Origin of the sequence: Bradyrhizobium sp. RD5-C2, assembly GCF_019972155.1 — a bacterium.
Taxonomy (GTDB): domain Bacteria; phylum Pseudomonadota; class Alphaproteobacteria; order Rhizobiales; family Xanthobacteraceae; genus Bradyrhizobium.
Window position 1 is genome coordinate 268,136 of sequence record NZ_BOVL01000008.1, and the last position, 25,927, is coordinate 294,062.

Annotated in this window: 35 protein-coding genes; 18 read left to right on the plus strand and 17 right to left on the minus strand. The window is 63.2% G+C overall.

Annotated features, from left to right (window positions below):
* Positions 1-271: 271 nt before the first annotated feature.
* The 3 genes from BraRD5C2_RS08925 to BraRD5C2_RS08935 are packed head-to-tail and all read left to right on the plus strand — an operon-like array spanning position 272 to position 1,991.
* Positions 272-1,177: a TIR domain-containing protein gene (locus tag BraRD5C2_RS08925; protein WP_223967918.1), complete on the plus strand. Its 906-nt coding sequence runs from the start codon at positions 272-274 to the stop codon at positions 1,175-1,177.
* Between the two features lie 50 nt (positions 1,178-1,227).
* Positions 1,228-1,527 carry a hypothetical protein gene (locus BraRD5C2_RS08930; RefSeq protein ID WP_223967919.1) on the plus strand — a complete coding sequence of 100 codons (300 nt, stop codon included), beginning with the start codon at positions 1,228-1,230 and terminating at the stop codon, positions 1,525-1,527.
* A complete protein-coding gene (locus BraRD5C2_RS08935) occupies positions 1,524-1,991 on the plus strand; it encodes a PIN domain-containing protein (RefSeq protein WP_223967920.1) in 468 nt (155 codons plus the stop codon). The genes BraRD5C2_RS08930 and BraRD5C2_RS08935 overlap by 4 nt, the downstream gene beginning before the upstream one ends.
* Before the next feature lie 191 nt (positions 1,992-2,182).
* Here the strand turns inward: BraRD5C2_RS08935 and panD are convergent, their stop codons facing one another.
* A complete protein-coding gene (panD, locus tag BraRD5C2_RS08940; RefSeq protein WP_223967921.1) occupies positions 2,183-2,572 on the minus strand; it encodes an aspartate 1-decarboxylase in 390 nt (129 codons plus the stop codon).
* A gap of 385 nt (positions 2,573-2,957) precedes the next feature.
* On the opposite strand from panD, the gene BraRD5C2_RS08945 reads away from it, so the two are divergent.
* Entirely contained in the window at positions 2,958-3,143 is a 186-nt protein-coding gene (locus BraRD5C2_RS08945) for a hypothetical protein (RefSeq protein ID WP_212317584.1), read from the plus strand.
* Between the two features lie 65 nt (positions 3,144-3,208).
* Here the strand turns inward: BraRD5C2_RS08945 and BraRD5C2_RS08950 are convergent, their stop codons facing one another.
* From BraRD5C2_RS08950 to BraRD5C2_RS08965, 4 genes are all read right to left on the minus strand, one after another.
* Complete coding sequence (locus tag BraRD5C2_RS08950; RefSeq protein ID WP_223968051.1) at positions 3,209-3,604, minus strand: lysozyme inhibitor LprI family protein; 396 nt, start codon at positions 3,602-3,604, stop codon at positions 3,209-3,211.
* A gap of 277 nt (positions 3,605-3,881) precedes the next feature.
* Positions 3,882-4,151 (minus strand): DUF2312 domain-containing protein, encoded by a 270-nt coding sequence (locus BraRD5C2_RS08955; RefSeq protein ID WP_223967922.1) that lies wholly within the window; start codon positions 4,149-4,151, stop codon positions 3,882-3,884.
* A 242-nt stretch (positions 4,152-4,393) separates the two neighbouring features.
* A complete protein-coding gene (locus BraRD5C2_RS08960) occupies positions 4,394-5,518 on the minus strand; it encodes a metallophosphoesterase (RefSeq protein ID WP_223968052.1) in 1,125 nt (374 codons plus the stop codon).
* 240 nt (positions 5,519-5,758) lie between these two features.
* Positions 5,759-6,385 carry a hypothetical protein gene (locus BraRD5C2_RS08965; RefSeq protein ID WP_223967923.1) on the minus strand — a complete coding sequence of 209 codons (627 nt, stop codon included), beginning with the start codon at positions 6,383-6,385 and terminating at the stop codon, positions 5,759-5,761.
* Between the two features lie 179 nt (positions 6,386-6,564).
* Between BraRD5C2_RS08965 and BraRD5C2_RS08970 the strand changes: the two genes are divergently transcribed.
* Both BraRD5C2_RS08970 and BraRD5C2_RS08975 read left to right on the plus strand, forming a co-directional pair.
* Complete coding sequence (locus tag BraRD5C2_RS08970) at positions 6,565-7,470, plus strand: hypothetical protein (protein WP_223967924.1); 906 nt, start codon at positions 6,565-6,567, stop codon at positions 7,468-7,470.
* A gap of 276 nt (positions 7,471-7,746) precedes the next feature.
* Entirely contained in the window at positions 7,747-8,742 is a 996-nt protein-coding gene (locus tag BraRD5C2_RS08975; protein WP_223967925.1) for an LLM class flavin-dependent oxidoreductase, read from the plus strand.
* Between the two features lie 60 nt (positions 8,743-8,802).
* Here the strand turns inward: BraRD5C2_RS08975 and BraRD5C2_RS08980 are convergent, their stop codons facing one another.
* Positions 8,803-9,219: a DoxX family protein gene (locus tag BraRD5C2_RS08980; RefSeq protein ID WP_223967926.1), complete on the minus strand. Its 417-nt coding sequence runs from the start codon at positions 9,217-9,219 to the stop codon at positions 8,803-8,805.
* A gap of 282 nt (positions 9,220-9,501) precedes the next feature.
* Between BraRD5C2_RS08980 and BraRD5C2_RS08985 the strand changes: the two genes are divergently transcribed.
* Positions 9,502-9,642, plus strand: coding sequence for a hypothetical protein (locus BraRD5C2_RS08985; RefSeq protein ID WP_223967927.1), 141 nt, complete (start codon positions 9,502-9,504; stop codon positions 9,640-9,642).
* Between the two features lie 119 nt (positions 9,643-9,761).
* Positions 9,762-10,712 (plus strand): LysR family transcriptional regulator, encoded by a 951-nt coding sequence (locus BraRD5C2_RS08990; protein WP_223967928.1) that lies wholly within the window; start codon positions 9,762-9,764, stop codon positions 10,710-10,712.
* Positions 10,713-10,741: 29 nt separating this feature from the next.
* Here BraRD5C2_RS08990 and BraRD5C2_RS08995 read toward each other — a convergent pair whose 3' ends face one another.
* From BraRD5C2_RS08995 to BraRD5C2_RS09010, 4 genes are all read right to left on the minus strand, one after another.
* Positions 10,742-12,025: a cystathionine gamma-synthase family protein gene (locus BraRD5C2_RS08995; protein WP_223967929.1), complete on the minus strand. Its 1,284-nt coding sequence runs from the start codon at positions 12,023-12,025 to the stop codon at positions 10,742-10,744.
* A gap of 246 nt (positions 12,026-12,271) precedes the next feature.
* Complete coding sequence (locus BraRD5C2_RS09000; protein ID WP_223967930.1) at positions 12,272-12,532, minus strand: PepSY domain-containing protein; 261 nt, start codon at positions 12,530-12,532, stop codon at positions 12,272-12,274.
* A gap of 129 nt (positions 12,533-12,661) precedes the next feature.
* A complete protein-coding gene (locus BraRD5C2_RS09005; protein ID WP_223967931.1) occupies positions 12,662-13,411 on the minus strand; it encodes an ROK family protein in 750 nt (249 codons plus the stop codon).
* A gap of 391 nt (positions 13,412-13,802) precedes the next feature.
* A complete protein-coding gene (locus tag BraRD5C2_RS09010; protein ID WP_223967932.1) occupies positions 13,803-14,741 on the minus strand; it encodes a LysR family transcriptional regulator in 939 nt (312 codons plus the stop codon).
* Between the two features lie 115 nt (positions 14,742-14,856).
* Here BraRD5C2_RS09010 and BraRD5C2_RS09015 point away from each other — a divergent pair, with 115 nt between their 5' ends.
* Positions 14,857-15,657: an alpha/beta fold hydrolase gene (locus tag BraRD5C2_RS09015; protein WP_223967933.1), complete on the plus strand. Its 801-nt coding sequence runs from the start codon at positions 14,857-14,859 to the stop codon at positions 15,655-15,657.
* A 164-nt stretch (positions 15,658-15,821) separates the two neighbouring features.
* On the opposite strand, the gene BraRD5C2_RS09020 is transcribed toward BraRD5C2_RS09015, so the two are convergent.
* A complete protein-coding gene (locus BraRD5C2_RS09020) occupies positions 15,822-16,487 on the minus strand; it encodes an FMN-binding negative transcriptional regulator (protein WP_223967934.1) in 666 nt (221 codons plus the stop codon).
* 85 nt (positions 16,488-16,572) lie between these two features.
* A complete protein-coding gene (locus BraRD5C2_RS09025; protein WP_223967935.1) occupies positions 16,573-16,815 on the minus strand; it encodes a hypothetical protein in 243 nt (80 codons plus the stop codon).
* Positions 16,816-17,319: 504 nt separating this feature from the next.
* Between BraRD5C2_RS09025 and BraRD5C2_RS09030 the strand changes: the two genes are divergently transcribed.
* The 7 genes from BraRD5C2_RS09030 to BraRD5C2_RS09060 all read left to right on the plus strand — a co-directional run bounded on the left by BraRD5C2_RS09030 (position 17,320) and on the right by BraRD5C2_RS09060 (position 20,566).
* Complete coding sequence (locus BraRD5C2_RS09030) at positions 17,320-17,493, plus strand: hypothetical protein (RefSeq protein WP_016840760.1); 174 nt, start codon at positions 17,320-17,322, stop codon at positions 17,491-17,493.
* Positions 17,494-17,503: 10 nt separating this feature from the next.
* On the plus strand, positions 17,504-18,361 hold the full coding sequence (pdxY, locus tag BraRD5C2_RS09035; RefSeq protein ID WP_223967936.1) for a pyridoxal kinase PdxY: 858 nt from the start codon (positions 17,504-17,506) through the stop codon (positions 18,359-18,361).
* A gap of 17 nt (positions 18,362-18,378) precedes the next feature.
* Positions 18,379-19,005 (plus strand): LysE family translocator, encoded by a 627-nt coding sequence (locus tag BraRD5C2_RS09040; RefSeq protein ID WP_223967937.1) that lies wholly within the window; start codon positions 18,379-18,381, stop codon positions 19,003-19,005.
* The gene (locus BraRD5C2_RS09045) at positions 19,005-19,349 is read left to right on the plus strand and encodes a tRNA-binding protein (protein WP_212317598.1); all 345 of its coding nucleotides are present in this window, start codon (positions 19,005-19,007) and stop codon (positions 19,347-19,349) included. Before BraRD5C2_RS09040 ends, BraRD5C2_RS09045 begins: the two co-directional genes overlap by 1 nt.
* Before the next feature lie 141 nt (positions 19,350-19,490).
* Positions 19,491-19,721, plus strand: a complete 231-nt coding sequence (locus tag BraRD5C2_RS09050; RefSeq protein ID WP_223967938.1) for a DUF6894 family protein — start codon at positions 19,491-19,493, stop codon at positions 19,719-19,721.
* Between the two features lie 9 nt (positions 19,722-19,730).
* Positions 19,731-19,904 (plus strand): hypothetical protein, encoded by a 174-nt coding sequence (locus BraRD5C2_RS09055; RefSeq protein WP_223967939.1) that lies wholly within the window; start codon positions 19,731-19,733, stop codon positions 19,902-19,904.
* A 425-nt stretch (positions 19,905-20,329) separates the two neighbouring features.
* Entirely contained in the window at positions 20,330-20,566 is a 237-nt protein-coding gene (locus tag BraRD5C2_RS09060) for a hypothetical protein (RefSeq protein WP_092113629.1), read from the plus strand.
* 113 nt (positions 20,567-20,679) lie between these two features.
* Here BraRD5C2_RS09060 and BraRD5C2_RS09065 read toward each other — a convergent pair whose 3' ends face one another.
* Both BraRD5C2_RS09065 and BraRD5C2_RS09070 read right to left on the minus strand, forming a co-directional pair.
* Positions 20,680-21,201 (minus strand): DUF1993 domain-containing protein, encoded by a 522-nt coding sequence (locus tag BraRD5C2_RS09065; protein ID WP_223967940.1) that lies wholly within the window; start codon positions 21,199-21,201, stop codon positions 20,680-20,682.
* A gap of 153 nt (positions 21,202-21,354) precedes the next feature.
* Complete coding sequence (locus BraRD5C2_RS09070; RefSeq protein ID WP_223967941.1) at positions 21,355-21,540, minus strand: hypothetical protein; 186 nt, start codon at positions 21,538-21,540, stop codon at positions 21,355-21,357.
* 190 nt (positions 21,541-21,730) lie between these two features.
* On the opposite strand from BraRD5C2_RS09070, the gene BraRD5C2_RS09075 reads away from it, so the two are divergent.
* On the plus strand, positions 21,731-22,459 hold the full coding sequence (locus BraRD5C2_RS09075) for a class I SAM-dependent methyltransferase (RefSeq protein ID WP_223967942.1): 729 nt from the start codon (positions 21,731-21,733) through the stop codon (positions 22,457-22,459).
* Between the two features lie 2 nt (positions 22,460-22,461).
* On the opposite strand, the gene BraRD5C2_RS09080 is transcribed toward BraRD5C2_RS09075, so the two are convergent.
* Together BraRD5C2_RS09080 and BraRD5C2_RS09085 are read right to left on the minus strand one after the other, a co-directional pair.
* On the minus strand, positions 22,462-22,641 hold the full coding sequence (locus BraRD5C2_RS09080) for a hypothetical protein (RefSeq protein ID WP_092113623.1): 180 nt from the start codon (positions 22,639-22,641) through the stop codon (positions 22,462-22,464).
* A gap of 426 nt (positions 22,642-23,067) precedes the next feature.
* On the minus strand, positions 23,068-23,643 hold the full coding sequence (locus BraRD5C2_RS09085; protein WP_223967943.1) for a septal ring lytic transglycosylase RlpA family protein: 576 nt from the start codon (positions 23,641-23,643) through the stop codon (positions 23,068-23,070).
* 378 nt (positions 23,644-24,021) lie between these two features.
* Here BraRD5C2_RS09085 and BraRD5C2_RS09090 point away from each other — a divergent pair, with 378 nt between their 5' ends.
* A complete protein-coding gene (locus tag BraRD5C2_RS09090; protein WP_223967944.1) occupies positions 24,022-25,089 on the plus strand; it encodes a hypothetical protein in 1,068 nt (355 codons plus the stop codon).
* Between the two features lie 75 nt (positions 25,090-25,164).
* Here the strand turns inward: BraRD5C2_RS09090 and BraRD5C2_RS09095 are convergent, their stop codons facing one another.
* Complete coding sequence (locus BraRD5C2_RS09095) at positions 25,165-25,794, minus strand: L,D-transpeptidase (protein WP_223967945.1); 630 nt, start codon at positions 25,792-25,794, stop codon at positions 25,165-25,167.
* Positions 25,795-25,927 lie beyond the last annotated feature (133 nt).

A 25,927-nucleotide genomic window follows, 5' to 3' on the forward strand; every position in this document is an offset into this window, starting at 1 on the left:
CACAGAAGCGCCCTTGGTCACCTTGACCGAGGGCGAGTCGCTAGCAGAACATTTCGGGTACAAGGAAAGACGCTGAGTTATGGCGAAATCTCAAAAAACTCCAGCGAAGGATCGCGCGACAACCGTAAGTCAATCGGACTTTCCAGCATACCCGTTGGAGAAGGCCATCGAAGTTCCCCGCTGTTTGTGGGACAACTTTGCGGGCAAAGGTTGTGCCCCGCACGACCTCGCAATCGCAATGGGACTGAGTCCGACGAGCAGCGGGTGGCGAATGCTCGCCAACGCCGCGGTAGCCTATGGACTGGTTACAGCTGGCTGGAATTCGCGTGAGATTAGCCTCGCGCCGTTGGGCAAGGCAGTCGTCTCCCCATTAGAGGACGGTGCTGAGATTCAAGCGCGAGTTGAGGCCGTTCTCCGGCCCAGGATATTTAGAGATTTCTACCGAAAATATGACGCGGCAAAGTTTCCGAAGGATGATGTTGCCAAGAACGTTCTGATTTCACTTGGGCTTCCGAAGGAGCGTTCAGAAGCGGGATTAGCTCTTCTTAAAGAGAACGGGCACTTCTCAGGCCTATTACGCGACATACCAACCGGTCTATTTGTTGCTCTTAGTCCGTCAGGTCGTCTCTCGCCTTCTCGTCCAGGGCAAACGCTCGATGAGGAATCTCCCGACATAAGCGGGCTACCGGATGGAACTAGGCACTTCGAAGTGATCGAAGGCGGCGAACGAAAGAGCCCGCCCCCCGAGGCAGCGAGTGTCCGGAAGGTTTTCATTACGCACGGAAAAAACACTAAGATTCTCGAGCAGATCAAGGAAATCGTGCGATACGGCAAACACGAACCAGTCGTTTCTGTGGAGCATGAAACTGTCTCTAAACCCGTTCCCGAGAAGGTCCTGGAAGACATGAGGATGTGCCAAGCGGCGGTAATTCATGTCGCACCGGAGGGCGTACTTGCGGATCAAAACGGCACCCTTATTCCGCAGATCAATGGGAACGTCTTAATCGAGATCGGCGCCGCAATGGCGCTATATGGGCGCCGATTTATTCTCCTAGTTGAGGATGGCGTTAAGCTACCTTCGAACCTACAGGGGTTGTACGAATGCCGCTACACTGGAGACAGTCTCGACGGATTTGCTACGATGAAGCTTCTTAAGGCATTCAACGATTTCGGGTAGTGGTGTAGAGCGGAAAGTTATCAGCGGACAACCAGGACGAGCAAAATACCATGGATGTGAAGGACGCCGTCAATACCGCTAAAAATTGGGTTCAAGAAATTCTGGCGGACGAGGATGTCCAAAATGTCGGACTGGAGGAAGTTGAATATAATGACGAGGATCATGTCTGGGACGTTACAATAGGTTTTTCACGTCGTTGGAATACTCCAAAAGACAGCCAGCTTACTGGCCTTGCTGCCGCGCTCGCAGTTACGCAGCCTGCGCTAAAGAGAGCGTACCGAGTCATCTCAATAAGCGACTTGGACGGCAAGGTTGTATCAATGAAACGGCGTGTTGGTGACTCTACTTGAGCAAAGCAGTCACGGTAGATACGAATTTACTCCTTCTGCTCATAGTTGGCTTAACAAACGCCGACTACATCTCCAAGCACAAGCGCTTAGTCGATTACTCTCGCCAAGATTTTCTTCTTCTTACCGAAACATTGGATCGCTCCGGGAAAATCATCCTCACTCCAAATACAATTACCGAAACCTCGAATTGGATCGATCACATACGCGATCCGGCACGATCGGAAATCAGGCAGGTTTTCAATGTCTTTATTGCTAATCAGTCCGAAGTATATGTCCCGAGTGCAAATGCTATTTCTCGCAAGGAACATGTTGAACTTGGAGTTGCGGACAACGTTTTGTTGGAAATTGCAAAGCGCGCCCTCCTGATATCTTCCGATCGAGACTTGTGCATAGCAGCCGCCATTTCGGATTACAGCTATCTTAGCTTCGACTTCCTGCGACAAGAGAGCCAAAAGGAGCTCTAGCTGAGGACAATCGCCCAGTAGGTTCAAGCCGGCCTCATCGCTCCACATGACGAACGGCGAATTTGACATCCACATCGGGTCGGCGCCGCTCCATTGAGCGATCGCCAAATAGCGCCTCCGCAGCAGCGCATGGCGGATTAGCCGAAGGCAAACCGCCATACGCCGTTGAATGGCGACGCGGCGAGCTAGGCCTACACTTCGGCCAACACGCCACCAGCCGAAACCTCGCCCGCCTGCACCCGCCGGTTCTTCTCGTCCACCATCACGACGCGCGGGCGAAACCTGCGCGCCTCCTCGGCATCGAAGCCGGCATAGGCGACGATGATGACCTTGTCGCCCGCCATCGCGAGGCGCGCGGCGGCGCCGTTGAGGCCGATGGTGCCGGAGCCCGCGGGCGCCTCGATCACATAGGTCGAGAAGCGCGCGCCGGTGTCGATGTTATAGATGTCGACGCGCTCGTTGATCAGGAAGCCGGCGGCCTCGATCAGGTTGCGGTCGATCGAGATCGAGCCCTCGTAGTGCAAGTCCGCTTCGGTGACATGCGCGCGATGAATCTTGCCCTTCATCAAAGTCACTTGCATCGAGCCCATCCCGTATCGTTGCGTCGGCATTCTCCGCGCCCGCCAATAGGGACCGTGCGGCTCCCGGTCAATACGCCTCGCGCGAAAGGCACGTCGTGGTGTTTCCGCGCGTCGACAGGTTTATTCTGAGATCGCCGATTGCGCTGGTCGGATTGGGCTGCCCGTCGCAGCGCCCTGAAATAATCGCACTGCAATTCGCCCTTCAGGGAGCATGGCATTATCTTGCCATCGATTGCCTGGCAGCGAGCTTGAGCAAGCGCCGCCCTGCGGGCGGACCCGTTGGCTAACCCGCTCTACTCGCTCAGCGACCTGCCGTTGTGACCTGCTATGATGGCAGCTCACCTGAGTGATTCAGCAATAGCCGCTCGCAACTTCACGAGGAACAATGTCCCAGCCTTTCAAAGTCGGCGATCTCGTCAGGAAGCGTGCCGGTTATGAGTATCCCGGCATTATCGTTTCAGTTTTCACGACGCGCGCCGGTGCAGTGCGTTACGTCGTGGAAGCCGATCATCCCGGATTTGCCGGGATGCTCCATATTTTCAATGGCGAGCAACTGGAGCCTCGCGCCTGACTCTCGCAACGCTTCATCGCGCGCCTCGTCACGTTCGCCGATGGCCCGTCGCGACATCATGCGCCCTACTGGCCGGCACGCTTTTCAAGAAGCAGCGTGCGGTCGGCGATGTCCTGTAATTCGAACGCCTGGGAGTCGAGGAACGCGACGGACCCGTTGTTGGGGTCCGCGGCGAGGCGATGGGTTTCACCCAGATGATGCTTCAGCCAGACCCGCTGCTCGCTCTGCAATTGCGCGTGCGCCTCGCCCTTCGACTTCGCGAGCAGCGCTTGATAAGCGGTGTTGAGGCGGATGTCCCACTGCGCGATTGCGGCCTTGCCGCAATCGAGCATCTTGGTTGACACCCCTTCGGCCTTGTCCATGCACGCATCGTACTCGGTGCTTTGCTGCGCGCGCACCGACAAGGTCCCGAGCACGAGCGAAGCTGCAACAATGACAAGCCTTCGCGAAATCATGACCACGTCCAAATTACCTCACCCGCATCTGCGGACAACCACCGTCGCACAGGGGTGCCCGAAGCTCCGTCATTGCGAGGAGCTCGCGACAAAATTGCAAAGCAATTTTGCGCAGGAGCGACGAAGCAATCCATGCTTCCGCGTATGCAGCGCGATGGATTGCTTCGCTTCGCTCGCAATGACGGGATGGTCCCGCTGCACATCGGTGCGCTTATGACGCAGCAGAGCTGACCCGCCCTGCTCGCTGCCTGCTTACGGAAGCACACGAACGCGCTTCCCGACCTCACGCCGCCTTTGCTTCCTTCTCTGCCGGCGCGGTTTCCATGGCGCGCATGTAGAGATCGAGCAGGGATTCACGCTCGTCGCGCTCGTCCTGGTCCTGCTTGCGCAGCTTGATGATCTCCTTGAGGATCTTCACGTCAAAGCCCTCGCCCTTCGCCTCCGAGAAGACTTCCTTCTTCTGCTCGGTCAGTTCCTGGATTTCAGTGTCAAGGTTCTCGACCCGCTCGACGAAGGAACGAATTTTTCCGCCGGGAATGGTGATGTCAGACATGGTGCCTCCTGCTGAATGAGGTCGTGAAAATGAAAGCAAAGAGATGACCAATATCTTAAGCACGCGACCGCTGCGTCGTGTTCATAGCTGAGGTATTTTTGTGACGACGAAACGCTCGCTGCAACCGTAGGGCGGATTAGCCGAAGGCGTAATCCGCCGCCCTTCTCGCCAATCGGCGGGTTACGCTTCGCTAACCCGCCCTACATGCTCGAACTCACATCACCGCATCCGAAACAAATCACTCAGGCGTCGCCCGCCGCCCGCAACGTGATCCGGGTCAATTCGGACGGGCGGCCGAGCCGCAAGGCAAAGCCCGGCCAGAGCGCGGTGCCGTTGTTGACGTAGAGCGTCATGCCGTCGACGTCGTAGCGGCCCGAGACGAAGCCGGCATTGGCGGGTGCGGCGAGGCGGTCGATGCCCCAGATCAATCCGCCATGGGTGTGTCCGGAGAGTTGCAGCGCGACGCCGAGCGCAGCCGAGTTGCGTGCGTCGCTCGGCTGATGATCGAGCAGGACGACGGGCGCGCCCTTGGGGGCGCCTTCGAGCACCGCGGCAAGATCGCGGACGGGATGCTTCCTGCGGCGCGACGCGCGGTCGGTAATCCCTGCGATCACCAGCCGGCCGCCGCCGCGTTCGAGCGCGATGTGCCTGTTCTCGAGCGAGCGCAGGCCGAGCGCCGCATAGTGCGCCATCCAGGCGTCATAGCCGAAGATATATTCGTGATTGCCCGAGATCACGTAGACGCCGTCGGCGGCCACCAGATCCCGCAACGGCTCGATGTCCTTGCGCCGCGCGTCGATGGTGCCGTCGATCAGGTCGCCCGTGATCGCGATCAGGTCCACGCCGAGCTTGTTCGATCGCGCGACGACCTCGCGCGCCCATGGCGCCGGAAACAGCCGGCTGATGTGAAGATCGGTCAGGTGCAGGATGGTGTAGCCGTCGAACTGCCGCGGAAGTCCGCGGATGGCGACCTCAATATCCTTCAGCGGCGGAATTCGCATCGCCTGATGGACGCCGATCGCGGCGGCTGCGGCCGCGACCGCTGCAAGTGCGTAGCGGACGCCGTCAGGCGCGCCCACGAAGCCGCCGTGGATCAGGGCCGCGACCAGCAGTCCCGCATCGAGCGCCAGTTGCAGCAGCGCCAACAGCATGACTGCGCCGAACGCCCAGTTGAACAGAGCGACCACCGGACGCGGAAACTCCGGCGAGAACTCCGATCCCGACGACCATCTGTTCCAGCGGTGAAACTGCAAGGCGAACAGCACCAGCAACGCTGCGACGATCTTTGCCGAAAGCGGCCAGTCGAGCGGCCAGATGAAGCGGGCCAGGATCAAGAGGCTGGTCAGGCCGAAGATGAGTTGGGGAATTGGTTCGCTCCGGATCGGATCGGTTGAGGCTCTGCGGTAAGCGCTCAGCGAAGGTAGGGTGGATCGGCCACCGGCGTAAGGCGCCGATCAGCACATTTTCGGCAGATTGCGCGGCGCTGAAACGCCCTGCGCGGCACCCAACCGACCCCGCATATCGCGGAGCCTGTCATCGGGCGCGCGTTCGCGCGACCCGTTGGCTCATGCCGGCTACCGGCCGACCTTCCCGGCACAAGCGCCCGATCAATCTTCGATATCGGCAATTCGCCTGAGGACGATCACGACGCCGAGGACCAGGCCAAACAGGCCGCCGGCGACTCCGGCCAGACCCGAACCAAAGACGCCACTTATATCCCGGTCGGATAGAGCGAACGCGGCCATTTCAGCCGCAAAGGCCATCCCAACCGTCATGGCAATGACGATTGCGACGGATTTGGAAAGTTCGACCACAAATCGAAGTGCCATATCTTCCAAAGCGCCGAGCGCGCGGATCGCGCGACTATCCGGACGCGGGGCAGCCTGGCCAAGTGCGCTCCGATGCCTTCTGATCGAGGCACCGGAGGAAGCATTGCCGATCAACCGGTTCGCGCGGGGATTGTCGTTAGGATCATCGAGAGCCTCGATGTCCAGTCTGAACTCTCGCCGCAGAAGCAGCGTCGGAACCAGTGCACAACATAAAAGTGCGGCCAGTCCTGCGTAGATGCTGACGCTACCTGCCAAAAAGATCAGAAGAATGCCGAGCCACCCAAGGGCCTCGCCACAAAATTGAAGCACCGCCAATCGGGCGATGTCGGCCCATGACTGTTTTCGCCATGACTGTCTTCTCTTGGGGACGAAATCCGCGAGCCTCATCGGTTTGCCCTTCGACAATCCGCCTTCTGCACCATCAGCCGATCAATCTACTGAGATGTGGAGCGCTGGTCGTCGGGCGCAATCCTTCCGTCGCAACGCAGACGAGAAACGCAAGGGGAGCGCAATGTGCGGCCTTTGCTCGCAACTCGGCGGAGCGCACCTCCCCATAGACGGCGATCAAAGCTCAAAAATAGAACTTGAACATCGCTCATTTTCCTGGTTTATTATTGAACATTGTTCATATTTGCTGGGAGCCGACCATGCAGACGACCTTCCGGATGGACGGATTGACCGGGGCCGAGCGGCCCGCGAAACCGTGGATGAAAGTCGCCCCGACGATCATCACGATCGGCATCATTGCGGCATTCGCGGTGCACGGACGCATCGCGCAGCCGGCCAACTACAACGATTTCGCCGACCACTCGGCCGTCTTCGGCATCCCTCACGCAGCCGATGTCCTCTCGAACGCAGGCTTCGCCCTGGTCGCGATCTGGGGCTGGCTGGCGCTACACCCCCACCGCACCGACGATCAGCTGCGCGCCGGATGGCCGGGCTATCGCCTGTTCCTGCTCGGCCTGTTCCTGACCGCCTTCGGGTCCGCCTTCTTTCACCTTGCGCCCGGCAATGGCCGACTGACCTGGGACATGCTGCCGATCGCGCTCGCCGGCGCGGGCCTGCTCGTCGGCGTTCGCGGCGACACCCGGCCGCGATCGAAGACGAACATCGAAGCGATCGTGCTCGCCCTTTTCGCCACCGCCAGCGTCGCATGGTGGGTTTATACCGACCGACACGGCGCGGGCGACCTGCGACCGTATCTGTTGCTGCAGGTCCTCCCGCTCATCCTGATTCCACTCTGGCAGTCGATCTATCGCGCGCCACGCACTGAGCGTGTCGCCTTCGCCGCCGCGATGGCGCTGTACGTTGTGGCCAAGATCGCCGAGGTGCTCGACCACCAGATCGCAAACACGCTTCAGTTCGTCAGCGGACACACCTTGAAGCATCTGATCGCGACCGCAGCCACGGCCGCAATCGTCTGGGGGCTCACGCGACGATTCTCGGGCGGCGGCGGTCGAACGGCGGGCACTTGCACAATTTCGGAATAATGGAAAAATACTGCTGAGTTGCCCGACGCGTCAAGTCGCTTCTCCCGGTCGCGGCGGCCGCAGCTACTTTGCATGGGGTTGTTTTCGATATTTTGGGACGGGCAGCTTTGCCGCTTCAGCGCGCCTCGGTCGGATCAGGCGGATTGACCCGCGTGGCGACCGTATCCATATGCATCTGCATGAAACGGCAGCCCAGCCGTTTCGCACCCACCGTGGACACAGCCTGATACCGCCGGCCTCGTCCCTTGCGCACCCTCCTCTAGTTCCGGAGCTCCCGTGGCCGCCCTCTCCATTCTCGATCTCGTCCGCGTCACCGAAGAGACCGACGCGCGCGGCGCGCTCTACAATGCGCGCGATGTCGCTCGCCATGCTGAGGCGCTGGGCTATCGCCGGATCTGGGTGGCGGAGCACCACAACATGGCTGGCATTGCGAGCGCCGCGACGTCGGTCGTGATCGGGCACATCGCGGCGGGCACCAAGACCATCCGGGTCGGCGCCGGCGGCATCATGCTGCCGAACCATGCGCCCTATGTCATCGCCGAGCAGTTCGGCACGCTGGCGCGGCTGTTTCCTGATCGCATCGACCTCGGCCTCGGCCGCGCGCCGGGCACCGATCAGCTCACCTTGCGCGCGCTGCGCCGGACGCCCGAATCCGCCGAGAACTTTCCGCAGGACGTGCTCGAGGTGCAGGCCTTCCTCGCCGCAGCCGGTCCCAACCAGCGCATCCAGGCGGTGCCGGCCGCGGGCACCGACGTGCCGCTGTGGATTCTCGGATCGAGCAATTTTGGCGCGATGCTGGCCGGCGAGCTCGGGCTGCCCTACGCCTTCGCCTCGCACTTTGCCCCTGAGCTCCTGATCCAGGCGCTGCAGATCTATCGCGCGCGCTTCAAGCCGTCGGAGCAGCTCCAGCAGCCCTACACCATGGTCGGCGTCAACATCATCGCCGCCGACACCGACGCGGAAGCGCGGCGGCTTGCCACCACGCAGCAGATGTCGTTCACCAACATCTTCCGCGGCGCGCGCGGTCTCAGCCAGCCGCCGATCGACGACATCGAGACCTATTGGTCGCCATCGGAGAAGGTCCAGGCGATGCGGATGCTCGCCCGCACCATCATCGGCTCGCCCGCGACGGTGCGCGCCGGCATCGATGCGCTGGTCGCCGAGACCGGCGCCGACGAATTGATGATCGTGTCCGACGTCTACGATCACCAGAAGCGGCTGCGATCGTTCGAGCTGATCGCCGAGGCCGGCGGCATCAAGCCGCAAGCGTAGCATCACGCAGCCGACCGCTGCCGCTTCTGGCGCGGCAGCGGTTGCTGGTTCGCATTCGGCTCAATGCGCAGCGACGGCTTGTGGCACGGCATGGCTGGCGCGGTTGTCGAGGCTGAGCGCGCCGGCGCCGAACGCTGCGATCTGCAGCAATCCACCCGCCATCATCACATTCTTCAGGAAGTGGATCATCTGGTTCTGGTCGGCGAAATTGCTGTGGAACGCGACCGCGGTCGCGATCGAGAACACCGCCAGGGCCAGCCCCACGGCGCGGGCCTGATAGCCGGCAATCAGCAACAGGCCGCCGCCGAGCTCAACGACGACCGCCACCGCAAAAGCGAGCGGCGGAAACGGCAGGCCGACCGCACCGATCAGACCGGTGGTGGCCGCATAGGAGCCAAGCTTGCCGAGACCGCTCATGGCGAACGGGAGGCCGATCAGAAGCCGGCCGGCGAAGGGAAGATATTTGGTAGCGCTCATGGTCGTGATCCTTTGTTGCGTGGATGAATGCGGCGCCCCACCATCGGTGGCCTCGCCGGTCGCGAACCGTTGTGCTGTCCGCTTCGTCCCTGTTATCGCCCCGCAGCCGCCGATCGATTAGTCGGCCGATTTCAGACGGATCGTTCCACCACGAGAACGATCGCGGGACACGATCCGGATCGCGCAGCGTCGTTCAGTCAGTGGAACGCTCCGTCTGACAAACGCCGGCTAATGCGACCGACCGATCGTCTCTACGATCCCATGCATCGAAGGAGACGGACCATGTGCGACATCCTCAAACACAACCTGATCAAGGCCCTGCGCGGCTTCCAGCACGCCTATCTCACGCCGGTCGTCCGGGACGACGACGAGGACGATGGCGACATCGCAACGCCGAAGACCAGCCTTGACGACGGCTGGTGAAGCCGCTCGCGAGGCGCCCTCGCCCGCCATGGAGGCTTTCGCGGCGCCGCCTTGTCGAACGGCTTTCCGGTCGACAGGCGGCGATTCGACGTTGAAAATGCAAGGGAACTATGATGCGGATGAATGATCTGGTCCCGCCCGACGCGGGCGGAATTGACCTGGCAGTGCCCTTCATGCGGGACTTCAACGACCTCTATTTCTTCGCAGCGGTGGTCAAGCACGAGGGATTCTCGGCCGCGGCGCGCGCGCTCCGTCTGCCGAAGTCCAGGATCAGCCGCCATGTCGCACTGCTGGAAGAGCAGCTCGGCGTGCGCCTGATCGAACGCTCGACCCGCCGGTTGAGCATCACGGCTATCGGCCGCGACGTCTATCGCCATGCGCAGACCGTGGTCGACGCCGCGGAGGCTGTCGATGAAGTCGCGTTGCGGATGAAGTCCGAGCCGCAGGGCCTCGTCCGCATCGGCTGCCCGGTCGGCGTGCAGCGGGCGCTGGCGCCGAAACTACCGGAGCTGTTCGCCAAATATCCGCGGCTGCGGGCGCAATTCCTCATCACCAACCGGCCGATCAATCTGATCGAGGAGCAGGTCGACGTCGCCATTCGCATCCGCGACAGCCTCGATACAGACAGCGAGATGCAGATGCGCAGGATCGGGACCAGCCGCAGGCTGCTGGTCGCGAGCCCGGCCCTGCTCAAGGCGCACGGCGCGCCCAAGGCGGCGAGCGATCTCGCGGCGCTGCCGATCCTCGATGCCACGGAAACGCAGGGCGTGCGGACATGGGAGCTGTCAGGCCCACGTGGACAAAAGGCCTCGGTCGCCGTCGAGCCGAAGATCTCGGCGGGTGACTTCACCATCCTCATTCACGCAGCCGAGGCCGGGCTCGGCATCGCACTGCTGCCCGAGCTTCAATGTCAGGCCGCAATCAGCGAAGGCAAACTGGTCCGCGTTCTGCCGGACTGGAGCGCCAGGGAAGGCATCATCCATCTGGTGTTTCCATCCCGGCGCGGCATGCTGCCCGGCGTTCGCGCCACCATCGATTTCCTGGCCACCGCGCTCAAGGCGCAGCTCTAGCTCCGCCGGCGTGCAGCGATCCTGCACGCTCAAACCCGGCTCAATGCCTGCGCGATGTCGGCGACCAGATCGGATGGATGCTCGATCCCGATCGAGAGCCGGATCGTCGTATCCAGCACCCCGATCTTCTTCCTGATGTCGGCCGGCACGCCGGAATGCGTCATCGTGGCCGGCAGGCTCGCGAGCGACTCGGTGCCGCCCAGGCTCACCGCGAGCTTGAATATCTGCAAGCTGTTGAGGAATTTCTCCGCCGCCTGCTGCCCGCCGACGATGTCGAACGAGAAGGTCGAGCCGGCGCCGGCGCTCTGGCTTGCGAACACACGCCCCGCCGGCGACGCCGCGTCGTGATGGCCGAGATATTGCACCTGCGCCACCTTGGGATGGTCGCGCAGATAGTCGGCGACGATGTGCGCATTGCGGTCGGCCTTCTCCATGCGCAGGCTGAGCGTTTCCAGCGAACGGCTGATCATCCAGCAGGAATGCGGATCGAGCTGGGTGCCGATCGCGCCGCGCAACGCCTTGACGTCCTTCATAAGCTTCTTCGAGCCGAGCGCCGCGCCCGCGATCAGATCGGAGTGGCCGCCGACATATTTGGTCAGCGAGTACAGCGAAAGGTCCGCGCCGTGCTCGATCGGGCGCTGAAACACCGGCCCGAGCAGCGTGTTGTCGCAGGCGATGATCGGGGTAAAGCCCTGCGCCTTGCCGATCGCGTCGGCGACGCGCCTTGTGAGCGCGATATCGACCTGGCCGTTGGTCGGATTGGCCGGCGTCTCGATGAAGATCATCGCGACGCGGCCCTTCTTCATCGCCTCGTCGGCGGCAGCGCGGACGATGGTCTCGTCGAGGCCGTCGGCAAAGCCGACCGCGCCGATCGAAAACCCCGCCAGCGTCCTGGTGAACAGCGTCTCCGTGCCGCCATAGAGCGGCTGCGAATGCAGGATGACGTCGCCGGGCCGCGCGAAGGCCAGCACCGAGGTCGAGATCGCTGACATACCCGATGAGAACAGCGCGCAGCTCTCGGTGCGCTCATAGATCGCGAGCCGGTCCTCGACGATCTCACTGTTCGGATGATTGAAGCGCGAATAGACCAGCCCCGCTCCCATGCCTTCCGGAGGCTCGCGCCGGCCCGCAACGAAATCGAAGAAGTCCTTGCCGTCCTCGGCGGTCCGGAACACGAAGGTCGAGGTCAAAAATACCGGCGGCTTGACGGCGCCTTCCGATAGCTGCGGATCGTAGCCGTAATTCAGCATCTGGGTTTCCGGATGCAGCAGGTGGTTGCCGATGTGGGTTCTGGACGGAAACGGTTTGACCACGGCCAGTCTCCTTGTCTCGAGGGATCGCCGCATCGGCTGATCCATAAGAATCTGCCGCAAGCATACTCCACCTTTGCGCCATTCCGCCAAAACACTGCATCGAACACTCTGGATAACGAACGACCGGCGTGCGCCCGCGCCGCCGGCCGTCCGAAAACCTCGTATCGTGCGTGCGTGATGTCACTTAGCTGAAGACATCAGGACCGATCGCCGGCGCGGGCTGCTCACGCTGCGGTGAATACGCCGCTACCAGCTGCGATCCACATTGCGCACCTCGCCGGTCCGCGCATCGACATCGACCTGCATCCAGCGGCCGAGCCGGTCACGGCCCTCGACTTCCCACTCGTCGCCGAGGAACTGGGTGTTGGATACCGTCACGACGCCGAGATTGGTCGCGACGTCGAGGGCTGCCTCCATCGAGATCTGGCTGCCGGAATCATAGGCCATCACCGGCGTCGCTGCGCCGATCGCCAACGCCGCAATGGCGGGAATAATCAAGCTTCGCATCAGTCACTCCTCATGGAACGGGATGTCATGCCGCATAAACGAGCGGCGCACCCGATCAGTTCCGACAACAGGGATGACGAAGCAGCGTGAAACTTCGGCAGTTGCGGCAATTTGGTGGCAGTTTTGGTTTCACGGACGCCCGCCGCGCGGCTTGCGCGTTGCCTTCTTCCACATCCGGAATCCACCCTCGAACGCGTTGGCGTTGTCGCCGAACCTCACCTTCGGCGGCGGGTTGTCGACCTTGTCGGCATTGCCGCCGCCGAGCACGATGTAGTCGGGCTCCAGCGCCGCCGACAGCCGTGCGATGACGTCGTCGACGCTCTTGCGCCATTTCTTCCGGCCGCGCCGCTCGAGGCCGGCGGCGCCGACATAGTCCTCGAACGTCCCGTCCTTGCGATAGGGCAAATGACCGAGCTCCATCGGCTCGTAGATTCCTTCCACGATCATCGCCGAGCCAAGCCCGGTGCCGAGACCGAGAAACAACATCCGTCCGCCCTGATAGCTGCCGATCGCCTGCATCAGCGCATCGTTGACGACCTTTACCGGCCGGCCGAACGCGCTGTGAAAATCGAAGCCGGCCCAGCCGCGGCCGAGATTGTGCGGCTCCGTCAACGGACGGTCGTGAACCACCGGTCCGGGATAGCCGATCGAGATCACGTCATAGGACCAGTCCCTGGTCAGCGCCATGACCTGCCGCACCATCTCGGTGGCGGACAGCGTTGGACCCGACTCGAATTCGCGCTTGATGCGCTCCTTGTCGGTCATGACCTTCACATGCGTGCCGCCGATGTCGATCGCCAGCACCGTCCGGCGCGACGCGGGCTTTGCCGCCTTCCTGCTTGTTCGCTTGCCAGCCTTCTTGTTGGACTTCTTGGCCATCGATCCACTCTCCCGCGTGCGCTAAGTGGAGCAGAGAAACGTGCCACACGCCACAGCTCCGTTCTACATCTGACTCCAATTTGTTCGCAAAGAACGAATCGGAATCGAGAAAATCAGCGCGACTCAAGCATTAACAGGACGTATGCATCCGCCGCATCGGAGGAGCCGATGTTGTACCGGGATGGGATAATTGCTCCCGGCGCGGAATATCTCCGCGCATTTCGAGTGCATTGCGTTCGATCGCTTCAGCGATCAAGCGAGGACTCGCATCACAATCACGTTCCCTATCCGACTCCAGTTTGTTCGCGGGGAACGAATCAGAATCGAAAAATCAGCACGAAGCGATTCTTAACAAGACGTTTGCGCAAGGGTTGCGGTCACGCGAAGATTGTCATCGCCCGTGCTTTGCGCGGGGCCGTTTGCTGCCGCGCCCTGCGTGCCGCGCGAGCCGCCACTCTTCGAGGTGAAACCAAAGCGCTTCCGCGACCGGTCCGTGCGCATGCTGCCGATGGCGGATCGCCGCCAGGTGTTCCTCGCGGCCCGGAAAATTCGGTCCCGCGATGCTGATCAGTCGGCCATCCCTGAGTTCATCCTCGATCAGCCACGCCGGCAGATGGCCCCAGGCCAGACGATGCAGGATCAGCTCCTTCTTCATCATCTCATCCGGCACGGTACAGCGATGGGCGCCGTCGATCAGGAAGAAGCTTTCCGATGACGATTGCCGCGCCGTGTCACGGATCACGCACTGCGTGAAGGGACGCATCTGCTCCGGCGTGATCTTCTTCGTCCACGCGAATGGCAGAAACCCGGGAGCGACAACCGGCACCATCGCCGTGGTCGAAAGCTCGATCCGTTCGAAGCGCGGATCGGACGGGTCCGCGCGATGAAACACGAGGTCGGCGTTATCGTCGATCAGGCGCTCGATCGGTCCCCCGACGGCCTCATATTCCAGATGCAGGCGCGTGTTGGGATATTTGGCAAAGAACCCCGAGAGCATTTGCAGGACCGGCGGCCGTGGACAGAGGTCACCGATGACGACGCGCAGGGCAACCTCTTCGCCGCTCACAAGCTGGTCCGCATAGGTCTGCAGCAGATCGAGTTCGCGCAACGTCAGGCGCGTGCGCTCGTGAAACGTCCGCCCCGCGTCCGTCAGCCCAACGCGGTATCCACTGCGGTCGAACAGCGTGAGGCCGAGCTGCTGCTCGAGGCGGGCGACCGCCGCGAACACCGACGGGTGCGAGCGGTTCAGGGCGGCGCCGGCAGCCTGGAAGCTGCCCTTGGTCGCCACCGCGTCGAAGCACCGCAGATCGTGGAGTTTGATCCGATCCATTGTCCATAACTCCGACAGAGATTGATCGATCTTAGTAATTTTATCTGCGGAGCGCGAGCCCTAGCCTGGCGCGACGCGAAGCCGTCGGCTTCGACCAGCACAAAGAATTGACGACATGAGCGGCGATCGACACTTCACGACGACGGACGGCTGCCGGATTGCGTACCGGATCGACGGTCCGGACGATCGGCCGGTGCTCGCACTGTCGAACTCGATCGCCACCAACCTGCATATGTGGGACCGCTCAGTGCCGGCGCTCAGCCGGTGCTTCCGCCTGCTCCGCTACGACACCCGCGGTCACGGCGGTTCGGACGCGCCGGTGGGCGCCTATTCGATGGACCGGCTCGGCCGCGACGTGGTCGAATTGCTCGACGCCCTTTCGATCGATCGTGCGCACTTCCTCGGCCTGTCGCTCGGCGGATTCATCGGGCAATGGCTCGGCATCTTCGCGCCTGAGCGCATCGATCGCCTGATTCTCTCGAACACCGCGTCCCATCTTGCGTCGGAGCTGCCGTTTGACGACCAGATCCGCGCCGTGCTGGCGGCCAGGGATATGGACGGAATCGCTGACGGCTTCATGCGCAACTGGTTTCCCGCGACGACGCTGGCTGCGCCGAACCAGATTGTCGACGAATTCCGCAGCATGGTGCTCACCACTGCGCCGCGCGGCCTCGCCGGCTGTTACGCCGCGCTGCGCGATGTTGATTTTCGCCGGGCAATCTCGCTGATCGCAGCGCCAACCTTGGTCATCGGCGGCGAGAGCGACACCGTCACGCGGGCCAGTCACAGCGAAGCGATCGCGGCGACCATCGCCAATGCAAAGCTCGTTCTGCTGCCCGGCGTTCACATTCTCAATGTCGAGCAGGCGGATCGATTCAACTATGAAGTTGCGAGCTTCCTGCAAGGCACACCCTAACTGTTCTCCATCCGACTCCTTTTTGTTCGCAAAGAACGAATCGGAATCAGACAAATCGGCGCGGCGCAAATCTTAACAACAGGTTTGCGATCTCGATGTCGATCGACTTTGTAGGGCGATTGGCCGAAGGCGTGATCCGCCGCCCATCTAACGAAGATGGCGGGTTACGCTTCGCTAACCCGCCCTACGCGATCACCCTCATACGCAAGCCCAGGCCGCAGCGCGCGCATCTTCTCCGCCAGCCTGTGGCTTGAGGTCTCCGCCGCATGCGCGAGCCGGTTGACGAGCGCGACATAGTCAGCATCGCTCTTGTGCTGGTTGAGCTTCGACTGGCCCTCGATCTGGTCGACGACGAGGTCGATCACCCTGATCCCCGCCAGCATCGCCTCGCGCTTGCCGGGCTCCATCTGGGTGAGGTCCCAGGGCTGCTTCGGCAGCCGCGCCTCGGAAGCCGCGAGCAGCGCGTCGCCATGGCCGCGGTTTTCCCCGAGATCGCGCAGATGCGCAACACCGGACAAATGCACCGCCTCGTAGAGCCAGGTGGAGACGTTATCGCGCGAGACGTACCAGTCGTTCGAGATGTAGGCGTCGTCGCCGGGCACGATCAGCAGGAATCGCCTGACGCCGTCGGCGAGTTCGAGCAGCGGATTGTTCGCGGTGAGATGGATCTGCACGATCGCGCGATCGTCGCGCCGCTCGATCACGAACGGCACATGGGATGCCCGCGGGCCGCGCGCATCGGCGGCGACGATGGCGCCGAAGCCGCGCGCCGCCGCAAAGGCCAGCGCGCGGTCGTCCTCGATACGAAATTGGGGACGGAGGATGTGCATGGCGGCGGCGCTCGCGGCTGGAGGGAGACAACCCAGCGAAGCTAGCGCAACTTTTGCCGGAGATCACCGCCATGCACCATCCGGCTCAGCAGATCATGGCATTGTCGCCGTGATCGCAGACGCCGCCGGGCTGGTCCCGGGGCAGCGTTTCGAGCTCGCCGAAGCGCGGCACCGCCATCCGCGGCAGCCCGCCGTTCCAGCGGCCGGTGGCCGCGGCATGCCCCTTCACCAACGCGGATGGGCCGGCCGGGACTTCGCGCGCCATGGCCGATGTCGCCAGCATGGCCAGCGCGAGCAAACTCGCCGCAACGTGTTTGATCGTGGTCATCGAGCGTCTCCTGCTGGATTCAACAGGATCGGACCATCTCGCCGGCCTGCTGAAGCGTTTTCGCTAGAACCATGACGGGCGGCGCCACCCGATTATTCCGCGAGGACGCAGTGAATTTGCCTGTGCTGCGGCTCGGTTCGACACATTCGATTGATCGGAGCGTGACCGCCGGGACCGGAGGTTCGCGCGGCCTCAACCGAGCTGGCCTGCGCGCAAGTCAAATCCGGTGCGAGAGCTGCGACAAAAAACAACCCGACGGGCAACTCATTCGACGTCGTCCTGGCGAAAGCCAGGACCCATTACCCCGAATGAGACTGGTTGCGCGATGCTGGGGCCGCGATCCCGTCCATTATCAAATGCGGTGGTTATGGGTCCTGGCTTTCGCCAGGACGACATTGGTGTGCGAGGCACCCGTCCCGTCATCCCTGCGCAAAGCCACGATGCACCGTTGAACTCGCGCCAACTCGCGGGTTACGCTGCCACCAATCTCACGGAAGGATCACCATGAACGGCAACCGATATTATGGCGTCCGCGTCGAGGGCGCGAAATACGGCGTGGGGTTCGGCTCGGCGCTGGCGATTGCGATCTCCTACACCAAGAACCATTCGATCCTGTGGGCGATCATCCACGGTATCCTGGGTTGGCTCTACGTGATCTACGCCGCGCTGTTCGGGTGATGCGGACAATATGACCGTCATCTCGATCCAGTCACAGGTCGCCTGGGGCCATGTCGGCAACAGCGCGGCCACCTTTCCGATCCAGCTGCACGGCATCGACGTCGTCGCGGTGCCGACCACGCTGCTGAGCAACCGGCCCGGCTATCCGACCATCCGCGGACGGGTGCTCGATGTGCAGCTGGTCGCCGACCTCTTGCGCGGCGTCGAGGAGCGCGGCGCCGTTGCGGCCGCGCGGATGATCCTGTCCGGCTATCTCGGCTCGGCCGACATCGCCATGGATGTCGCCGACTTCGTCGCCCGCGCGAAGGCGGAGAACCCGGCCCTGCTCTATTGCTGCGATCCCGTGCTTGGCGATCGTGATCGCGGCATGTTCGTGCGCGCGGACATCCCGCCGCTGGTGCGCGACCAGCTCTGTCCGCTGGCTGACATCATCACGCCCAACCATTTCGAGTTCGAATTCCTCTGCGGCGCTCGCGTGACCACGACCGATGCCGTCATCGCGCAGGCGCGCGCGCTGATGGCGCGGGGGCCTGCGACCATCGTCATCACCAGCGCCGAGCTTGCCGGCACGCCCCACAGCGAGATCGAGACGCTGGCGATCGAGCCCACGGGAGCGTGGCGCGTGCGCACCCCGCGCGTGCCGATCAGCCCGTCCGGTACCGGCGACCTGTTCGCCGCGCTGTTCGTCGCCGCCCGCGCGCGCGGCCTGGCGACGCCGGAGGCGCTCAGCCACGCCGCCTCGGGTATCCACGGCGTGCTGGTGCGCACGGCGGAGCGAGGAACCGAGGAAATGCGCATTGTCGAAAGCGCCGAGGTGATGCTTGATCCGAAGCCACGCTTCGCGGCGGTCGCCATCCCTGCATCCTGACATCCGGGACACGTTTCATGATCGACATCACCACCCTCCTCACCTACGCCGCCGTCGCGCTCGGCCTGTTCCTGATTCCGGGGCCGGCCGTGCTGCTCGTGCTCGCGCGTTCGGTCACCGGCGGGCCACGCGTCGGCGTCGCGACCGGGTTTGGCATCGCGCTCGGCGACCTCGTCCACACCGCCATGGCGACGTTAGGCCTGTCGGCCGTGCTGATGACCTCGGCGCTCGCGTTCTCGATCGTCAAATATGCCGGCGTGATCTACCTGATCGTGCTCGGCGTCCGCGCCTTGTTCGAGAAGAATGACGACCTGCATTCGCCGGCGGCGCAGCCGGTCGATCCCAGGCGCGCGTTCCGGCAGGCGATCTGGGCGGAAATGCTCAACCCGAAGACGGCGCTGTTCTTTTTCGCCTTCCTGCCGCAGTTCGTACATCCCGGCCACGGCTCCGCCGTGGCGCAGTTCGCGACGCTGGGCCTGATCTTCGTCGCGATGAGCGCGGCCTACACCTCGCTGCTCGCGCTCGCCGCCGGCCAGATCAGCCCGTGGATCCGGCGTCATCGCCGCATCGGCCAGTGGCAGGGCCGCGTGGTCGGCACGATCTACATCGCGCTCGGCATCCGCCTCGCGTTTCAGGAGCGCTGATGTCTCCGCTCAAGCCGCAGGCCACGTATGACGACTTCGCCCGCCTCGACATCAGGATCGGCAAGGTGGTCGAGGTGCAGCCGTTTCCGCGCGCCCGCAACCCCTCATACAAGGTCGGCGTAGACGTCGGCGCCGGTCGGACCATGTGGTCGAGCGCGCAGATCACGAATTACGAGCCGGCGGCGCTGGTCGGCTCTCAGGTGGTGTGCATCTGCAATCTCGGGCCGAAGAACATCGCGGGTTTCACCTCGGAACTGCTGATCCTGGGCGCCAAGGATGCCGGCGGCCAGGTGATCGTGCTCGGCCCGCGCAGCGAGGTTGCGATCGGTGAACCGATCTTCTGACGACCCGGCTCGATCACGGCCGCGTGATTCAAATCGTCTGGATTCCCCGTAGTTTACCGATGGGGGATCACCCGGATTCTAACTGCCGGCGCGCGCTGCTATTCCAGCACACGAGAATCGCTTCGGCATGGGAATCGGAAGATGTCTGCAGTTTTCTTTCACTGCTCCGACGACAAGCACGTCATCCTGGATCGCACCGGCGCCGCGATGGATTTTAGGGAGGTGCAGGTGTATGCGGAGCAGCTGGCGCGCAGCTTTGTCATGACACCGAGCGTGGAAGACTGGCGCAACTGGGCGGTCCACGTCACCGACGATATCGGCACCGAGATCTTCGAGCTGCCATTCACCGCCGTTCTCGGCGAATTGCACTGAGGGCGTGCCATGAATTCGATGGAACTCGCCCTGCATCCCTTGCGCCGCCACCTCGCCCGCCTCGTTGCGCGCTGTGTCACGTTGATCGAGGGCGTCATCAACCCCTATCGCCCCGAGCTGTACTACATGCGCGGGCCGGGTCCGAAATGCCGCGCCAGGCGGCAGGGCACGCTGCGCGACTAGAGCATTTTCGGTTCTGATAGAACCAGAACCGAAGCTCGAGTTTGTTGTTTGACGCGTTTTCTTCACGCGAACCGGTGTCCACTTCGCTCGAAAACGCTCTAGTCCGAGGGCTTGAGCGACGAGAAAAGGCCGATGGGCGTTACGCCACCGGCCTTCTCCTGCGGCTGCCGGTTCCCGGAGTCCGGTTCCGCCGCAATTCCACCTGGTGCCAAGCTTGCGACGACAGTTTTAATCAAATCTTAACGGCATGGCGGTGAGCTGTCTCACAGGACTCCTTCGCCGTGCCACGCTGCATCGTCGTTCATCGTGCGTCGAGCGTTGCACATCGTTTTTGCGCTGATCGCCCGACGATTGTGCGCGATGCATCTTAGGGAACGCACGACTCAGTGTTACCCTGTGATGCAAACCGAAACGGAGACTTCGGAATGCCGTACTACACCTTCGATCTCGTGGTGGGGGACGAGTTCCGCAATCAAGGAACGATCATCCTCGAAGACATCAGCCTCGCTTCCGATCGCGCCGATCAGCTCGCCAACGAGCTGTCGCAGGTCAAGCCGGAGCTGAAGGCCCGCGGCTGCGCCGTGCGCGTCACCGACATCGACCGGCGCGAGCTGTACCGGACGCCGCTCGATCCCGTGCCACACTGGCGCAGGGCCGGCTAGCGCCGGCAGGCTTTGGACTCTGTTGACCGCGCCCGTCAGCGCGCGGTCTTGGTCTTGCTGCGCGCAGCGGCTGATGTTGCCGCCTCAGCAAGACCAGTTCGCGTGCGGCCCGATCACTTCTTCATGTTCAACCGACCGATGAAGTCACGCTTGCCGAGCGGCGCGCCCTTGTGGCGAAGGATGTCGTAGGCGGTGGTCGAGTGGAAGAAGAAGTTCGGCAGCGAGAACGACATCAGGAAGCCCTCGGCCGTGAACGGCATCGAGCGCTCGCCGAGCTTGAACATCACTTCGCGCCCGAGCAACGCGTTGACCGCGTCCGGCGTCAGGGCCGACAATTCGCTTTGCGCGTCCTTCACCAGCGCCTGCAGTGCGGCGTAATCCAGATCGGGCTTGCCGGACGGCGGGACGAACACGCCGGTCCTGGCGGCTTCCATCGCGCCGCGGGAATGATGCGCGAGCGAGACCACCTGAAAGCGGAACGGCAACATGTCCGGAAACAACCGGGTCTCGACGATCTCGGCCGGATCGATGCCGTTCGCCTTGAAATGCGCGAGGCTCTTGTCGAGAAAGCCCGAGGCGGCGCCGAGGATCTGCAGATAGTTGGCAACGGTCGCGTCGTAGAGTGAAAAGGTCATGGCGAATTCCCCCGGATAGAAAATTTGTTTGCTGCTTGTCCTGAACACAGTTCCCGGAAACTCCGGCGAAGGCAAGCCGCATCGGGGGCGCAAATCGAATCGATCCGGCGCACAGCGCCAGAGCACTCCGCCAGGCGTCGCGCTCTCCCGCGGTCAGCTCTGATGCGGTCCGCGCATCATCTTCATGGCGTCCTCGATATGGCGCCACTCGCGGGCCTCTTCGGTCTCGCCCTTGCTCTCGCAGGCGACGGCGTTCTGCGCCGCCTCGGCAATCGCCTGCAGGCCGTGCTTCTCCAGCATCTGCCGCGCGATGGTGTGGATCTGCATCTCGGCAATCATGGCGCTCTCCTCTGCTGTCCGATGCCGCAGGGACAGGCGTGACCGCGCGTCCCGCGGACTGACTTCAAAACGGCCGAACGCCGTGTCTGGTTCCAGCATCCCGGCCGGCGCGACGGAATCAATGGTTCCCCCGCTCCGCGGCGGCGGATACAGAGAGGCGGCCCCCGTTGCTTCGCGAGTTGCCGGACCCATGGCGCAAAACATCTATGACGATCCCGGCTTCTTTGCCGGCTACAGCCAGCTGCCGCGGCAGGTCCGCGGATTGCTCGGCGCGCCCGAATGGCCCGCCATCCGCGCCATGCTGCCCGACATCGCGGGCAAGCGCGTGGTCGATCTCGGCTGCGGCTTCGGCTGGGTGTCGCGCTGGATGCGCGAGCAAGGCGCCTCGGGCGTGCTCGGCGTCGACCTCTCGCAGAACATGGTCGCGCGCGCCGCGGCGATGACGCAGGATCCGGCCATCGCTTATGAGGTCGCCGACCTCGAAACGCTGGAGCTGCCGAAGGCTACGTTCGACCTCGCCTACAGCGCCCTCACCTTCCACTACATCAGGGACTTCGATCGCCTGGCGCGGATGCTGTATCGCACGCTCGTCCCGGAGGGGCATCTGGTCTTCACCATCGAGCATCCGATCTACATGGCCGCCACCCATCCCGACTGGGGACAGGACCGGGATGGACGCAAGTCCTGGCCGGTCAACCGCTACTTCATCGAAGGCGAACGCCGGACCGACTGGTATGTGAAGGGCGTGCTGAAATATCACCGCACCATCGGCACCACGCTCAATGCGTTGATCGGCGCCGGCTTCACGCTTCGCCATGTCGAGGAATTCTCCCCGACGCGGGAGCAGATCAAGGCTGTGCCCGAACTGGCCGACGAACTGGAACGGCCGATGATGATGCTGGTGTCAGCGCAGCGCTAACATCACGCCGCGAGCAGCTTGTCGAATTCCTCGGGCGGGTATGATTTTCCGTCCTTGTCGGTGATCACCACCTGCCATCCCTCGCTCGCCCAGACCTTGGCCTTGGCGATGATGATGAAGGTGCTCTCCCGCTCGATCCTGACCGTTTCGTTCTCGCGTTCTGCGATCATCTTGTAGGCCAATGCTTGTCCCTCGCCGACACAGTCCATTCCGCGGTGTGTTGGCAGCGACGTTGGGCCGCAATTCGCCGGGAGCATGACAATTTGGTGGAAGCACAGGCGCCGGATGCGGCAGAGCGCAACGTGCGGTCGCGGCTAGCTCAACTTACTATCAAGGTCGGCATATCCAGCATGTGCCAGATCTTGCGTCCACCGCAGCAGCACATGCGGTGCGCATGCCCCAAAGAAAAACCCCGCCTCGGTGGGACGCCAAGGCGGGGAAGGTTCATTGGGTTGAAATCCACGCGCCTGGAAAAGCAGAGCGCGGGAAGTAGCGACGACAATTCTATTTGCAGCCGGCGTTTGGACAACAGGATTAAAGCGCGCGTAACGCCGGGACTTTTTCCCGATCCAGCCGGCAAAAATCCCGAACCCGGCTTACGACGGGGCTCACTGCACCACGTCGAGCCGGACATTCGCGACGCCCTTGCCGATCATGCCGAGCGACTGCGCTGCAGAATACGAGACGTCGACGATGCGCCCGGGAACGTAAGGCCCGCGGTCATTGACACGCACCGTGACCGAACGGCCGGTCTTGACGTCGGTGACGCGCAGCTTGGTGCCGAACGGCAATGTCGGATGCGCGGCGGTCAGTTCGCGCGCGTTGAACTTCTCGCCGCTCGCGGTCTCCTGCTCGTCGCTGTAGAAGCTTGCGACGCCCTGCGACGCAATCCTGGTGTCGCCGCCTTTGCGCGCGGCGTACGGCGTGTGCTTGCGCGCGGTTGCGACATGTGTGCGCGTCGCCGATGACGCGGCCCGCGTCGGCTCGGCCGATACCGGCCGGCTCGCGAGCGCCTGCGAGCGCTGGCTGACGACGGAGGACTGCGCACAGGCGGCAAGCGACGCGGCGCCGATCACGATGGCACAGAGCCGCAGCGGCGCTCGCGCACGAGTCAACGGAATTGCAGCACCGCGGGCGCTGCGTTTGACGTCGGCGTACGAAATGACTGCATCGTCGCGTGACATGTTGCATCCCCAACTCGTGCCCCAGCCCAAGCCGAAAATCCAACACCCGCATGGCCGAATCCAATCAGGGCGGAACGGAGGCGGAGCGCGGTCGGACGTGCCGCGGGCAACGCGATTTCCCCTCGGCTGTGGTGGATGCGCCACACAACCAGGGCGATTCACCCGAAAATGCGATCCCGGAGCCTCTCCGCCCGCGTTGCCGGGTGCCCGCCCCCTCAGCTCCCTGTGTGGTTCCCGAAACTCCCCAACCTCTCCACCCTCTCGCCTTGCTTTGGTCAAACCGGACTGGAGTCGTGGGGTCAGGGCCAGGGGTCGATACAGAGCTCAAATTGCCGGCCGCCCATTTGCGGTTGACCTTGGACTGAAACGGGGACCGCCATGCAATCGACACTGAAAGACGCAGATCCGCACGATATTTTCGCGATCGAACCTAGCTTCACTGTAACTCGCACCGACAATGCCGCCATCGCACCGGCACCTGCCGGCAAGGTAGCATCGGGGCAACGGGAGCCATGGTTCGGCCCGAGCCTCGCACCCTCTTCCACGCCACCGGTCGCGCCCGCCGCGCCAGTCGCCTCGGTGCCACCGGTGACGCCGATGCCCGTGACGGCGCCGCCGGCCGCGCCGGAATACAGCACCGCGAGCCATGACGGCAGGCTGGACGACATCAGGCTGGAGCGTGCGCCGCGCCCGACCAGCAAATGGGCGATCCGCGCCTTCTGGTTCCTGTTCGCGATCGCCGGCGCCATGGGCACCGCGGCGTGGCAACACTACGGGCATCGCGTCAAGCAGGTGGTGGCGGAGTACGTGCCCCAAGTCGAGGCCCTGACGTCGCTGCTGCCGGGCAAGGCCACTCCCGCTGCCGACCAGGCGAGCCCGCCCGCGCAGGCGGCTGCGGCCGATCAGCCGGCTGAGGCCGCTCCGGCGGCTGCGCCACAGGACGTCGCTGCAGCCCAGCCGGCGGCGACCACAGCACCCGTTGCAGCGGCGGCGCCGGTTGTTCCGCCGGCACCAGCTGACCAAACACAGTTGTTGCAGTCGATGGCACGCGATCTCGCGTCGATGGGACAGCAGATCGAGCAGCTCAAGACCAGCATCGATCAGCTGAAGGCGAGCCAGGATCAGTTGACGCAACGGGTCGCGCGGACGACTGAGACCAGGGCGGTCGAACCGCGGCCGGTCGCGCCGCGCCCGCGTGCCGCGATCGCACCGCCGCCTGCGGCGCCACATACGGCTGTTGCTTCACCGCCGGTGCGCCGGTCCTACCCGCCGGCACAGGCCTACATCCCGCCGCCACCACCGGCCTCAGCAGCACCGCTGCCGGCGCCCGTTGCAGCCGCACCGCAGGCTATTGCGCCGCGGCCGGTGCAATCGCAGCAGCCGTCCTCTGTTGTCGATGCCGATGATAACGGCCCCGTGGTTCGGCCACCGATGCCGCTGCGCTGACAGCCAGCTAACGCGCGAACGAAAGGGCGCCGATCGCGATTACGCAATCGGCGCCCTTTGCAGTTCAAATACGAATTACGCGCTCTGTCCCGGCGGCAGCACGACCACGGTCGCGCCCGGCTTGACGTGCTGGTAGAGGTCGATCACGTCGGCGTTGTTCATGCGGATACAGCCCGACGAGATCGCCTGCCCGATATATTCGGGTTGGTTGGTGCCGTGGATGCGGTAGAGCGTGTCCTTGTTGCCCTGGTAGAGATAGATGCCCCGGGCACCGAGCGGATTGGCCGGTCCACCGGCGACCCGCGCCGGATACGGTCCGAGCCGCTCCTGGATGTCCTTGGTCGGAACCCAATCGGGCCACTCCGCCAGACGGCCGACCGTGGCCACGCCGGAGAACGCCATCGCCTCTTCGCCGACGGCGACGCCGTAGCGGATCGCCTTGCCGCCGGGCAGCACGTAATAGAGGTAGCGCGCGTCGGTATCGACCAGGATCGAACCCGGCTGCTCCTTGCGCCTGTAATCGACAATGTGGCGCTGGAACTGATCCGGGATCTTGGCGTCCGCATAGGGCGGATGCGCCAGCAATTGCCGATCGCGCGGCGTCATCGCCGCATCCGTCACCGGCGACAGCGTCGCCTGCATGCAGCCGCCAAGTGCGAGCGAACCCACCAGCACCGCAGCAAGCCCCAACTTCGACACGATCATTCTCCCATACGTCAACTTGTGGCACTTGCTGCCGAAATCGTGCTGAAATCGTGGCAGCCCCGGTTGGAACACGGCCGTTTGATCGGTTCCTTCCGCAAGTGTGTCCTTACGGTTGCAGTCGGTTCCCGCGGAC